This is a genomic window from Gelria sp. Kuro-4, from assembly GCF_019668485.1.
GTDB lineage: Bacteria > Bacillota > DTU030 > DUMP01 > DUMP01 > DUMP01.
Genome location: NZ_AP024619.1, coordinates 407,744 through 420,351 on the forward strand (window position 1 = coordinate 407,744; position 12,608 = coordinate 420,351).

Annotated in this window: 11 protein-coding genes; 5 read left to right on the forward strand and 6 right to left on the reverse strand. The window is 67.3% G+C overall.

Annotated features, from left to right (window positions below; translation table 11 throughout):
- Positions 1 to 75 precede the first annotated feature (75 nt).
- The gene (locus K5554_RS02150; RefSeq protein WP_221039525.1) at positions 76 to 306 is read right to left on the reverse strand and encodes a hypothetical protein; all 231 of its coding nucleotides are present in this window, start codon (positions 304 to 306) and stop codon (positions 76 to 78) included.
- The gene (locus K5554_RS02155) at positions 303 to 971 is read right to left on the reverse strand and encodes a hypothetical protein (protein ID WP_221039526.1); all 669 of its coding nucleotides are present in this window, start codon (positions 969 to 971) and stop codon (positions 303 to 305) included. Before K5554_RS02155 ends, K5554_RS02150 begins: the two co-directional genes overlap by 4 nt.
- A gap of 163 nt (positions 972 to 1,134) precedes the next feature.
- On the opposite strand from K5554_RS02155, the gene K5554_RS02160 reads away from it, so the two are divergent.
- Complete coding sequence (locus tag K5554_RS02160; protein WP_221039527.1) at positions 1,135 to 1,467, forward strand: hypothetical protein; 333 nt, start codon at positions 1,135 to 1,137, stop codon at positions 1,465 to 1,467.
- Positions 1,468 to 1,513: 46 nt separating this feature from the next.
- Here K5554_RS02160 and K5554_RS02165 read toward each other — a convergent pair whose 3' ends face one another.
- Positions 1,514 to 6,397: an HAD-IC family P-type ATPase gene (locus tag K5554_RS02165; RefSeq protein WP_221039528.1), complete on the reverse strand. Its 4,884-nt coding sequence runs from the start codon at positions 6,395 to 6,397 to the stop codon at positions 1,514 to 1,516.
- A gap of 90 nt (positions 6,398 to 6,487) precedes the next feature.
- Between K5554_RS02165 and K5554_RS02170 the strand changes: the two genes are divergently transcribed.
- The 4 genes from K5554_RS02170 to K5554_RS02185 all read left to right on the forward strand — a co-directional run bounded on the left by K5554_RS02170 (position 6,488) and on the right by K5554_RS02185 (position 9,593).
- Entirely contained in the window at positions 6,488 to 6,976 is a 489-nt protein-coding gene (locus K5554_RS02170; protein ID WP_221039529.1) for an NUDIX hydrolase, read from the forward strand.
- A gap of 102 nt (positions 6,977 to 7,078) precedes the next feature.
- The gene (gene lgt / locus K5554_RS02175) at positions 7,079 to 7,840 is read left to right on the forward strand and encodes a prolipoprotein diacylglyceryl transferase (RefSeq protein ID WP_221039530.1); all 762 of its coding nucleotides are present in this window, start codon (positions 7,079 to 7,081) and stop codon (positions 7,838 to 7,840) included.
- A gap of 89 nt (positions 7,841 to 7,929) precedes the next feature.
- On the forward strand, positions 7,930 to 8,214 hold the full coding sequence (locus K5554_RS02180) for an ACT domain-containing protein (protein WP_221039531.1): 285 nt from the start codon (positions 7,930 to 7,932) through the stop codon (positions 8,212 to 8,214).
- 11 nt (positions 8,215 to 8,225) lie between these two features.
- Positions 8,226 to 9,593: a PFL family protein gene (locus K5554_RS02185; protein WP_221039532.1), complete on the forward strand. Its 1,368-nt coding sequence runs from the start codon at positions 8,226 to 8,228 to the stop codon at positions 9,591 to 9,593.
- A gap of 240 nt (positions 9,594 to 9,833) precedes the next feature.
- Here K5554_RS02185 and K5554_RS02190 read toward each other — a convergent pair whose 3' ends face one another.
- The 3 genes from K5554_RS02190 to K5554_RS02200 form a co-directional block, all read right to left on the reverse strand.
- Entirely contained in the window at positions 9,834 to 10,313 is a 480-nt protein-coding gene (locus K5554_RS02190) for a ribonuclease H-like YkuK family protein (protein WP_370636957.1), read from the reverse strand.
- Between the two features lie 102 nt (positions 10,314 to 10,415).
- Positions 10,416 to 11,309, reverse strand: coding sequence for a 16S rRNA (adenine(1518)-N(6)/adenine(1519)-N(6))-dimethyltransferase RsmA (gene rsmA / locus K5554_RS02195; protein WP_370636958.1), 894 nt, complete (start codon positions 11,307 to 11,309; stop codon positions 10,416 to 10,418).
- A gap of 70 nt (positions 11,310 to 11,379) precedes the next feature.
- Positions 11,380 to 12,378, reverse strand: coding sequence for a 3D domain-containing protein (locus K5554_RS02200; RefSeq protein WP_221039533.1), 999 nt, complete (start codon positions 12,376 to 12,378; stop codon positions 11,380 to 11,382).
- Positions 12,379 to 12,608: the final 230 nt, after the last annotated feature.

The following is a 12,608-nucleotide window of genomic DNA, read 5'->3' on the forward strand; positions in this document are numbered from 1 at the left end:
CTTCACCCGAAGGCTTGTCACAGGTTTCAGTATACCACACGCAGCAGGGAATTGCATCCCCGCCGCCGTGCGGCGTCAGCGGTGGAGGGGCGGCAGGGTGAGGCCGCTCAGGAGGTTCACGCCTGTCGCCCGGCCCCGGGCAACGATGTAGCTGAGGAAATCGCCCAGGAAATTCTGCCACAACCGGATGACTTCCTCTTTCTGGCCGGCGCGGCGCAGCGCGATGCTGGCGTCCACCGCACCTTTGAGGTCCTTTCCTATCCGCTCGAGCTGGGCCTGAAGCTCAGCCACCGCCGGCGGGGTCACTCTTCACCCTCCCCGGCCGGGCCGGTTGCGGCCTCCCCCGCCGCCTGCACCGCCGACTGCGCCCGGGCAAACTGGGCCTCCGCCATGATGTCCTGCAGCCCTTCTTTTGCCTGGCCCAGCGAAGCTTGGAACTGCTCAGCAATCTCCATGACCTCTTGCGCCACCTTCACCGCCAGGGGCCGCAGCGTCTTCTGCGCCGCCGGGACCAGGGCCAGCACCACCACCGCCGCGCCCATGCCGAGGAGAAAACTCCTCCCCTGCTCGGAGCGGAAAAAGCGCTGCAGGCGCGGCTGCAGGATGCCGGCACCCACGCGGCTGATCTCCGGAAGGCTTAAGATAAGCTCCCGTATGGTCAGGCCCTGCTCCTCCGCCTCGGCCAAAAGCGCCTCCAGGGCGCGGTAGACAAAGGGATCTTCGGCTCCTTCCATGCGGCTCCTCAGCCCGCGCCCACGGCGCAGGTCCGCGCGGATACCGCGCAGCACCCGCGCCCGGAGCGGCAGGCCGGCCGGCGGGTCCTCGTCCGCTTCATCACAAGACGGGCGCCCGCGGCCGAAACGACCCGCGCGCTCCCGCTCCTCCCGTTCCAGCTCCCGGCGCACCTCTTCGCGCACGGCGTGTAAGGTCTCTGGGTCCAGGCCGTAGCGCATCCGTTCCAGAAGTGCCATTTCGCCACCCCGCTTGAAATGGTTTACCCTCCTATTCTTGCCTCTTAGGGGCCAAATTATGCTAAAACTGGATACAATCTCTTGTGCCCCCACCGGGATAGGCCCGCCGGCCATGGCTAAAACTAGTGTTAAGGTTGTTTTACAAGAAAAGGGAGGGTGCGTAGTGGCGTGGCGGGAAGAGATGTCTAAAATGCTCCGGCGCCGGGGCCGTATTTCCTGGGGTGGTTTTCTTTTGGGGACGGCCGCCGTGATCGCCTTTTCGCCTTGGGCCCGGCGCCAACTCCGCAAAGCGGCCGTCGCCGCCGCGGTGGGTGCTTTGAACCTGTACGACCAGGCCCACAAGTGGAAGCAACAAGCAATGAGCAAAACCCAAAGCGCCGCGCAGGGAGGCGGTGAGGACCAAACCCCGCCCCCCGCCGGCGGCGGCCGGGAAGAACCTTGGAAGCCCGCCGATGACTGCAACGCCGGCCCCAGCGTCCAGCCGGCGGAAGAGTAAAGTCTAAAAAGAGGAAGGCCTCCCGTTGCCGGGAGGCGTTTCTTTTTTACCTGGGGCCGGCGGGAGGGAAGCCCTGAGGCCTTGGGTCGGTCCCGCCGGATACTGGTCTTTGGCCGGCCAAGCTGCCCTGCGCCGGGGCGCCTTTCGGTGCCCGGGGGACAAGACCTCTGCCGGCGGTCAGCAGCAAATGGCTGCCGCCGGGAAGAAGCGCCAGCGCCATGTCCGGGGCCGCGAGCGGCTGAGTGTAAAACACGCGCTGCAGGGGCGGGATGCCTATGGCGGCCGCGAGCAGCCCCGCTGAGGCCCCGACCGCCGGCACCAGATAACTTCGGCCCAGGACTGCGCCCGGCGGGCGGCCCTCCAGCCGGCACTCAAAGACGTGCAGCAGCTGGCTGGCCGCCAGAGAGGCGAAGGCCGTGGTGCGGGCGCGGCGCAGGTTGCCGAAGAGGCTCAGGCTGCCGGCAAATACCCCCGCCGTCGCCAGGCCGGTGAGGAACCCCCGGGTGACGATTTGCTCCGCCAGGCCACCGTCTAGTATTCCATCCTCCGGCGAGCGCGGGCGGCGCCGCATCACCGCACCGTCGGGTGCGTCCGCCCCCAGCGCCAGGGCGGGCAGGCCCTCGGTTACCATGTTCACCCAGAGGATTTGCGTCGGCAGCAACGGAAGCGGCAGGCCCAGGAGGGAGGTGGTGAACATGAGGGTCACCTGGGCCAGGCTTCCCGTGAGTACGTAGCGGATAAAGCGGCGAATGTTCTCATAGATGCCCCGCCCCTCTTCGATGGCGCGGACGATAGTGGCGAAGTTGTCGTCCGTGAGGATGAGGCAGGAGGCTTGCTTGGTCACCTCGGTACCGGTGCGGCCCATGGTAATACCGATGTCGGCCTCTTTTACCGCCGGGGCGTCGTTAACGCCGTCACCCGTCATGGCCACCACGTAACCCTGGGACTTAAAGGCGCGCACGATCCGAACCTTATGCTGCGGCAGGGCACGGGCAAAGATGACCACGCGCGCCAGCAGCTGGGCGAGCTCGGCATCGGAGAGCTCTTCCAGCTCCGGGCCGGTCAGCGCCAGGGAGTCCTTTTCCCACAGTCCCAGCTCGCCCGCCACCGCGCGGGCGGTGTCCGGGTGGTCGCCGGTGATGAGCACCGTCTTCACTCCGGCCTGGCGGCAGCGCGCCACCGCCGCCTTGACCTCCGGGCGCAGCGGGTCCACCATGCCGACGAGTCCAAGGAGGATGAGCCCCTCCTCAAAATCTTCCGGGAGTGGTTCCGCCGGCAAGACCTGGTCAGGGAGAGGTTTGAGGCCCACCGCCAGTACCCTGAGCGCGCGGGCCGTCATTTCCCCGCCCGCAGCCGCCAGATGCGCCCGCCGCTCTTCGCCGAGCGGCGTGAGCTTGCCCTGCCAGATGCAGTAACGCGCCCGCCTAAGCAGCACCTCCGGTGCCCCCTTGACGCAGGCAAAGGTGTGGCCCGCTTCTTCCTTCACCACCGTCGTCATGCTACGGCGTTCGCTCTCGAAGGGGCGCTCCGCCAGCCGCACCGCCCAGCGCCTCACCTCGTCCGGGTCAAGCCCGGCCTTGGCCGCCGCCACCGCCAGAGCGCCTTCCGTGGGATCGCCTTCCATCCGCCACTCCCCGCCGGGGCGCTCCGGCGGCACCAGCCGGGCGTCGCTGGCCAACACGCCGGCCGCCAGGGTGAGAAGGAGCGCCGCTTCGTCGTGCTCGGCCGGTTCGCCCCCCGCCCAGCTGAGCGTGCCTGCCGGACGGTAGCCCTCCCCGCCCAGCTTCACCCAACGCCCGTTGGTGTAGATGCAGCGTACGGTCATGGCGTTACAGGTAAGGGTCCCGGTTTTGTCGGAGCAGATTACCGTAGCGCAGCCCAGGGTCTCCACCGCCGGCAGCCGGCGGACGATGGCGTGCTTGGCGATCATGCGGCGCACACCCAGGGCCAGGGAGATGGTGACGAACGTGGGGAGCCCTTCCGGGATGGCCCCCACCGCCAGGCTGAGGCCAGAGAGCACCATTTGCCGGACCGGCTGGCCGCGCAGCAGACCCACGGTCACAACAGCGGCGCACAGGCCCAGGCAGGCGGCCACCAGCTGACGGCTCAGGCGTTCCAGACGTTTCTCCAGAGGCACTACGTCGGCCTCGACCGTCTGGATGAGACTGGTCACTTCACCGAGCTGCGTTCCCATACCCGTGGCGGTCACTACCGCCCGGGCGCGCCCGCGGGTAACGCTGGTCCCGAGAAAAACCATCGAGCGCCGCGGGTCCGCGACAGCCGCCGCGCCCGCAGCGCCCGGCGCCTCCTTGCTCACCGGGACGCTCTCCCCCGTGAGCGCCGCCTCCTCCACCTCCAGTCCCGCCGCCGTAAGCAGCCGGGCATCGGCCGGGACCCGATCCCCGGCACCTAGGAGAATGACGTCGCCCGGTACCAGGCCGTCGGCCGGGATCTCCCGCTCCTCACCGCCGCGCAGCACCCGCGCCTGGGGAGCAGTAAGCTCCCTGAGCGCCTGCACGGCCCGTTCGGCCCGGTACTCCTGCCACGAACCGAGCACCACGTCGAGGAGGATGATGGCACCGATGGTAAAGGTCTCGCCGCGCCGCCCCAACCAGAGGGAGACCACCGCCGCCCCTAGAAGGACGAGCAGCATGAAGTCCGAAAGCTGACGCAGCGCCACCGCCAGGATGTTGGGTGGCGGCAGTTCCTGCAGGCGGTTCGCCCCCACCGCCTGCAGGCGGCGCAGGGCTTCCCTGGTGCTGAGGCCGTGTACCAGGTCCGTGCCCAGGTGGCGCACCAGGGCAGGTTCATCGAGCTCCCACCAGGGGACAGTACTCAGGAGATCGCCTCCAGAGCGAGGGCCGGGCACCTCAGCGTTGCCCGGTGGGTGCCGGCGTTGAAAACCGTCCCACGGCCGCCGGTGGCGGCGGGCGGTGTTGGCAAGAACGCTCAGGGTGACCAGGTTGTGCACCACCGCAGCGGAAAGGGGGTCCAGGAAACCCGTCAAGGCGGCCGCCAGGGCGGCCAGGCTGAGGCCGACGGCCAAGGTGTAATTCTGCTCCACCGTTTCTTTAAGGCGCGCCCCGGCGGCGATGAGCCCGGGGACCCCACCCAGTTGGGCGGCCGGCGCAACGAGCGAACCGGCGGCCGGCAGCGGGTATCCCGGGCGAGCCAGGGCAATGCCGACATCTGCTGCTTCCAGCGCCGGCTCATCGGCCGGGCTGTCCCCTACAAACGCTACGCGCAGGCCTTCTGCCTGCAGGCGCCGCACCAGGCCGGCCTTGCCTGCGGGGCTCAGTCCGGCGTAAACCTCCGCGATGCCGAGCGCCTCCGCCACGGGGCGTGCCGCGGCCGGCGCATCGCCCGTAACCAGCGCCACCCGCGCTACACCGGCCCGGCGGACCCCGCTCACCGCTTCCCGCGCCCCCTCTGCCAGGACCTCTTCCGTCCCCAGCGTTCCCACCACCCGGCGCCCGTGGACCACGTAGAGCACCAGGCGCCCCTGGTGTTCCAAGCGCCGGGCGGCCGGGAGAAGCGGCAGCCGGAAACCGTGGCGGCGCAAAAAGTCGGCGCTGCCGACCCACAGGCTTTTGCCTGCCACCTCTCCCCAGCAGCCCTGGGCCAGGGGCAGGGCCTCGCCGGGCACCGTGCCGGCGGCTCCCGCAAGGAGCTCCCGGACCCGTTCGGGGGACCGGACTGGTTCCCGGGGCAGAACCTCGCGCAGGCTGAGCTCGCCCGCGGTGAGGGTCCCGGTCTTGTCGAAGAGCACCACGTCCACCGTGCCAACCTGGAGGAGCGCCCCGCTTTCGCGCACGACCAGGCCCTGCCGTTCGGCAGCCCGCAGCCCGGCGCGCCGGGCCGCCGGCTCGGCCAGGTAAACGACACAGGGGCAGCCCAGGATAAGGAGAGACAGGCCGGCAAGCGGGTTACGGGTACCCAGGTAGGTAAGGGCCGCTAGAGCCAGGGCCAGGGGCGGTACCCGGCGGGCATAACGCTCGGCACGCTCCTCCGTCAAGGCGCGACGCGGGGCGGGGGCCGGGCGCACGGGAGCGGGACCCAAGGCAGTAAGCTGCACCTTCCCCGCCAGGAGCAGGACGCCGGCAGGGAGCTCATCGCCGCGGCCCACGCGCCGCGGTAAGGCCGCACCGGTAAGGAGGCTCTCGGCCACCAACCCCTTCCCTTCCTCCACACGGCCCGGTACCGACACCAGGCTGCCGGTGCCGAACTCCAGGCGGTCGCCGGGCACGACGGCCGCAGGTGAGACGACAATCTCTTTGCCGGCCCGGCGCACGGTGAGAAGCCGGGCCGGCGGTGACGGCCGGGCCGCCGCCCGCCGTCCCTTCTCTTCGCCCCAGGCCAGGAGGAGGCCGTTCAGGTTGACCAGGGTGGCCACCGCAAGGCCGAGCAAGCTCTCCCGGGCCGTCAGCGTTCCAAGGAGCGCCAGGCTGAGGAGCACGTCGCCGGAAAGGCGGCCTAAGCTGCGGACGGCGCCGGCGAAGATAGGGTAACCCGCCAGTGCTGTAGCTACCGCATGCAGGGCGTACAGGGTTCCAGAGCGCCCGCCGCGGCCCGGACCGCGCGCCAGGCGCGCCAGGGCAAGGCCGAGCAGAGCTCCCCCACCGGCGAGAGTAAGGGCAGCTTGCGCCGGTAAAGCTAAAGGCGGCGCGGCGCTTACGTACCGCGGCTGGGCGGCCGAGCATCGCTCTCCGCCCGCCAGGCGCGCCAGAAGGGTCAGAACCTCTTTCTCCCCGGCCCCCGGTCGGGTATAAATTAAAAGGCGGCCGGTACGGGTGCTTACCTCGTAGGCCTTGATTTCCGGCCGGCCGGTCAGGTTTTCCTGAAGGCGCGCCGCCAGGGGCGCGTTCCGGCGCAGCCCCGGAACATCGATTCGGAGGCGTCCCGGCAGGCGATGGACGACTTGAACGTTCAAGGTTGACTCCTTTCCGGTTTCGAGCACCTGGGAGGACTGAACGGTTCGACGTCGAATCTCCTTTTAGTTTGGGCGAAAGAAGGTCGGAACATGCAACGCCGCTATCCCGTGCAGCCCCTGGTCGGAGTGGGTGCCCTCATCGTCCGGGAAGGAAACGTTCTTTTGGTGCGCCGGGGTAAAGAACCCGCCCGGGGCCTCTGGAGTTTCCCGGGCGGGACGGTGGAGGTGGGCGAAACGCTGCCGGCCGCCGTAAAGCGCGAGCTTGCCGAGGAGTGCGGCCTTACCATCGCGGTGGGGTCCCCGGTGGCCGTCCTGGACTCGCTCACCACCGACACCAGCGGCCGCATCGTTTACCACTATGTACTGGTGGACTTTTGGGCGAAGGTCCTGAGCGGGGAACTCCGCCCTGCATCCGACGCCCGCGCCGCCCGCTGGGTACCCTTGACCGAGGTGGGTGCTCTCGCGCTCACCGATGGCCTGCTGCCTCTTCTGGAGCACCTGGGCCTTCTGGGCGGCGCCGTCCCCCGGCCGGCTGAAGTTTTTTACTGGACCCAACGGGCGGAACTCAAGGAGTTTTAAGGGCACAAATAACCAGGTTTGTTGCCTGGCAGCTTTCGGGGCGGGGCGCCCGCCGCCCCCGGTATAATAGGGGCGAAACCCCAGTTCAGCATGAAAGGCCAGGTGTTTTTCGTGACTCCCAATCCCATCGCCTTCAGCCTGGGTCCCCTCACCGTGCGCTGGTACGGCATCCTCATGGCCGTGGCCCTCCTGGTAGGGACGTGGCTCGCCCTTAAAGAGGCCCGCCGCCAGGGCCTGGATGAAGATGCCCTGCTTAATCTCATCATCTTGGCGGCACCAATCGGCTGGATCGGCGCCCGCATCTACTACGTCATCTTCGAGTGGAGCTACTACCGGGCGCACTTGGCTGAGATCCCGCAGCTGTGGAAGGGAGGCCTGGCCATCCACGGTGGGCTGATCGCCGCTGTGCTGGTGGGGCTCTGGTACACCCGCCGGCACCGCCTGGATTTCTGGCAAATTGCCGACATTGCAGCCCCGAGCCTGATCCTGGGCCAGGCCATCGGCCGCTGGGGCAACTTCTTCAACCAGGAGGCGTACGGTTATCCTACCCGCCTCCCCTGGGCCATGTACATCGCCGGCGAGTGGCGTCACCCCACCTTCCTCTACGAGTCGCTGTGGGACCTGGGGGTCTTTGCCCTGCTGCTCTGGGGAAGGCACCGGCAAGGCGTAAGGCGCGGCGACGTGTTTTTGGCCTACCTCGTCCTTTACTCCCTGGGGCGCTTTTGGGTTGAGGGCCTGCGCACCGACAGCCTCATGCTGGGGCCGCTGCGTGCCGCCCAGGTGATGAGCCTGCTCCTCGCCGCCGGCGCCGGCTACCTCCTCTGGCGGCGCCACCGTGCAGCCCGGGAACAGTCAGGGCAGTAAACTTCCCCCCGGCCGGCAGGATTTCCTGCTTAGGCGGCGAAAGTTTCAGGTTATACCCTGCTCTAGACTTGGCGCTAGGAGGTAAAACAGTGGAGGAAAAGGACGGACGCGCCATTGTCACCGTCATCGGCGAGGACCGGGTGGGCATTATCGCCGGGGTGGCAGGCGTGCTGGCAGAGAACAACGTTAACATCCTTGACATCAGCCAGACGGTGCTGCAGGAGTTTTTCGCCATGATCATGGTGGTGGACCTGAAGGCCAGCCGCGTCGGTTTCAGCGAGCTCCAGGCCCGTCTCGCTGCGGCAGGCGAGAAGCTGGGGGTAAAAGTAGAGCTCCAGCACGCCGACGTTTTCCGCTACATGCACCGCATTTAGGAGGGCCTGCCATGCCAACGCTTTTTTCTCCCAGCGAGATCCTGGAAACCATTCGCATGGTGCAGGCCGAAAACCTGGATATCCGCACGGTTACCCTGGGCATCAGCCTGCGCGACTGCGCGACGGGCGACCTTAAGGAAACCTGCCGGCGCATCTACGATAAAGTCACCCGCGCCGCCGCGCGCCTGGTGCCGGTGGCCGAAGAGGTGGAGGCGCGCTTTGGCATCCCCATCGTCAACAAGCGCATCGCCGTGACCCCCATCGCCCTGGTGGGTGAGCCTTCCGGGGCGACCGACTATGCGCCCTTGGCCGCGGCGCTGGATAAAGCGGCGGCGGAGGTCGGGGTAAACTTCATCGGTGGCTTCTCGGCCCTGGTACACAAGGGCTTCACCACCGGCGACCGGGCGCTTTTTGGTTCCCTGCCGCGCGCCTTGGCCAGCACCGAACGGGTCTGCGCCTCGGTGAACGTCGCCACCACCAAAGCCGGCCTTAACATGGACGCGGTGCGCGAGCTGGGGCAGATCATCAAGGAAACAGCCCAGCTCACCGCCGACCGCGGCGGCCTAGGCTGCGCCAAGCTGGTGGTGTTCTGCAACGCCCCGGAGGACAACCCCTTTATGGCCGGCGCCTTTCACGGCGTGGGCGAAGCCGAGTTCGCCCTCAACGTTGGCGTAAGCGGCCCCGGTGTGGTCTTGGCGGCGGTGCGCCAGCACCCCGAGGCCGATCTGGGGACCATCGCCGCCGTCATCAAGAACACGGCCTTCAAGGTGACGCGCATGGGCGAGCTGGTCGGCCGCGAGGTCTCCCAGCGCCTGGGGGTGCCTTTCGGTATCGTCGATCTCTCCCTCGCCCCCACCACCGCCCAGGGCGACAGCGTGGCCGAGATCCTGGAAGCCCTGGGGCTGGAACGCTGCGGCGCCTGCGGCACCACCGCCGCTCTGGCCCTCTTAAACGACGCCGTCAAAAAGGGCGGGGCCATGGCCTCATCCTACGTAGGCGGCTTAAGCGGCGCCTTTATCCCGGTTAGTGAGGACAGCGGCATGATCCGGGCGGTAAAGGAGGGTGCCCTTACCCTGGCCAAGCTCGAGGCCATGACCGCCGTCTGCTCGGTGGGGCTCGATATGTTTGCCGTGCCGGGCGATACCCCCGCCGAGGTCATCGCCGCTCTTATTGCCGACGAAGCGGCCATCGGGATGATCAACAAAAAGACCACGGCGGTGCGGGTGATCCCGGCGCCAGGCAAGAAGCCGGGCGACACGGTGGAGTTCGGCGGCCTCCTGGGCCGTGCCCCCGTCATGCCCGTGAACACCTTCAGCCCGGCCGCCTTCGTCACCCGCGGCGGCCGCATCCCGGCACCGCTTATGGCGCTGGGGAACTAGGGCCTACCGGTGCGGGCGTAGGAAGAACATCCCTGGAAGCATTTCCCACAGGGAGCTTCCCCGGAGGGACGACCGTAGCGGGGAAATTCCGAGCGGAACGGCTTTAAAGCGAGCGGGTAAGGATCTACAGCGAGGCCAAAACTCAGAGGCGGGGCCAAGCACAGGACGTGCAAGGCGGCGGTTGAGGGCTGGATGCCCGAGTCAACTGGGACCAACAAAAAAGGCCCGGCCGGGCCTTGTCTATTTGGTGTATTTGTCCGCCACCTTGGAGGCGCCGTATGAGTCGGGCTTGATGCGGGCCTCGAAGCCGCTCCCGGTCACCATACCCACGATCTCGCGGATCAGCTCCCGCGTCTCCCCCACCTTGCCTACGTCCAGGTGGATCTCGATGTTGAGGTCTCCGTGGCCGCTGTCGGCAAGGAGCGCGGTGAGCCGGCTGGCCACGTCCAGGCTGAGGGAAGCCTCATAGAAGATGCGCTGGCGCAGGGAGAAAAACTTGTTCTGGTAGCGCTTGCTGTAGTAGTAGCGCGCCCCTTTACCCTCGCGGTGGACGATGATGGCGCTCACAAAGCAGACATGATCCTCCCGCGGCTGCGAGTCGCTGCCGATGATGAGGCGGTAGTTCATATCCGGCTCGGCGGAAACATATTCTAAGATGTCGGCGAAAACCTGTCGCAAGGACATGGGCCCCCTGGTGGGGCTCATGAACTCTTTGCGCACCACAGCGCGCACCTTCTTCCCCTAGACATCCTAATTCAGGAGCGTAAAGCGTCGGCTCCCCGGCCCTTCCCCGGCGGCGCGGCCGGCCGCGCGGCGCCTTTGCTAGCCTCTCGCCAAAAGGGCGCGGGTGAGGGCCGCGAACTCCCCCAGGCTCAGGGTTTCCCCGCGGCGCGCCGGGTCGATGCCGGCTGTCGCCAGGGCCGCGCTGAGCCCTTCTTTGCCGATGGCGGGCGCCAGCCCCGCCGCCAGGGCGTTGAGCACTGTCTTGCGCCGCTGCCCGAATGCCGCCCGCACCACCCGAAAGAAAAAGGCAGGATCGCCGGCTTCCACCGGCGGCGCCGGGCGCAGGCGCAGCCGAACCGCCGCCGAGGAAACCTCCGGCGGAGGAAAGAAAGCGCCCGGCGGCACTCTAAGCACCAGTTCCGGCGCGCTGTAGAACTGCACCAACACGCTCAGGCTGCCATACGCCCGGGTCCCAGGAGCGGCCAGCAAGCGGTCCGCCACCTCTTCCTGGACCAGGAGCACCGCCAGGGCCGGTGGCGTCCGGCTGGTCAGAAGCTTCACCAGAATAGGGCTGGTTATATAGTAAGGCAAATTGGCGGCCACCTTACGCGCCCCGCCGGCGGCCGGGGGAGCCAGCGCCCAGAGGGCATCCAGGTCCGCGGCGAGAAAGTCGCCCCACACCAGGTGGACGTTCTCGCAGGCCGCCAGGGTTTCGGCCAGCAGGGGCGCCAGCTCGCGGTCCCGCTCCACCGCTATCACCGTGCCGGCCCGCCGGGCAAGCTCCAGCGTAAGGTTGCCGGTACCCGGGCCGATCTCGAGCACGGTGTCCGCGGCGCTAAGTTCCGCGGACTCGGCCAGCCGGGCGAGAATCCCGGCGTCGAGGAGGAAATTCTGCCCCAGGTGCCGCTTGGCCCGGAAGCGGTGCCGCTTAAGAAGGGCGCGTGTGCTAGAAACGATGGCTCTTACCCCCTGCTCCCAACCTCTTTTTAGTATAACCTTTGCCGAGCGCCGAAATCAAGCCGGCCCCCGTTAAGCGTGAAAAAGAGGGCAGTTGCTGCCCTCTTTACTCTTGCTTCAGTACGTACACCTTCACCCGCCGGCGGCCGAAATTTACGGCCTCGCGGTGGGAGTCCATAAAAAGATCGATACGCTGGCCCTTGATGGCGCTGCCCGTATCGCCGGCCAGGGCCGGACCATAGCCCTCCACATAAAGCTGGGTGCCGAGCGGGATGACGCGCGGGTCCACCGCCACTATCCCCCGCCGGGCCGGCAGGCCCAGGGCGGTAAAGTTACCGCCGCGATCGCTAGGGCAGTATGCGGTCGCCACCAGGTCGAGCGCCCGTATGTAGCGATAGTCACGGCCGCCCCGGCTGATGGTGCCCAGGGTGCCGACGGCCACCACTTCCGTTACCGGTGGGCGCAGCAGGCGTTCGGCTACCACTTCTTCCCACTTGAGCTGACCATCTTCAAAGATGGCGCGCACCTGCCGCTCCAGGAGGCCGCTCTGGCCCGCCTGGAGAACCCGCGTTTGCCCGCGTGGCAGGTTGTCGTCTTCCCGGCGCTGCACGCTGTACGGTACGGCCACATAACGAGGCTGGAGCTTCTCCTCCACCTTAACGACGGTAATGGTTTGGCCGGCCTGGACGGGCGCTTGCCGTCCGGGCGTCACCTTATCCAAGGGGCCGAGGGCAATGCCCAGGGCCGCCAGGGCTTCGCCCACCGTCTCCTGGGCAGTGCGCGCTGCCCGGCTGCTTCCGCCCGCACACACCGTGATGGGCACCGCCCGGCGCACGGTGATGGTCATCCCACGCTTGAGCTCCGTCTCCAGCGCGGGCAGGGTCAAATCTCCCTCGCCCAGCTTTACCTTTTCTTGTTCCAAAAGTCCGGCTACGCTGTCCTTTAGGGTATCCACTACCCGGGATTCCCCGTCGACAACCAGGGTGACCTCTTTGTGCGCATCCGCGTACCCAACCACAAAGAGGGAAAGGAGCGCGGCCACCGCCAGGCCTGCCGCAGCCCAGCTTCTTACTTTCCCTGGCCGCAGGGCGGGCATCTCCGGCATACCTGGAACCCCCTTCCTTTAACCGACATCTTTTCTAATCTCTATTGTATGTCACCTATTGTACCGAATTTCTTCCTAAAAGTCAATTAAACAGGGGCTGGGTGTCAACCCTTTCGCAGGTTGGCCGACGGCAGCATGCCGGACTTCCGAATCATTGCTGCCTCCAAGCAGTGCCGCCTTAAGGGCCGCAAGGGATTCTTTCTTGAGGTTCAAGCCCTGTCAAAAAGCAA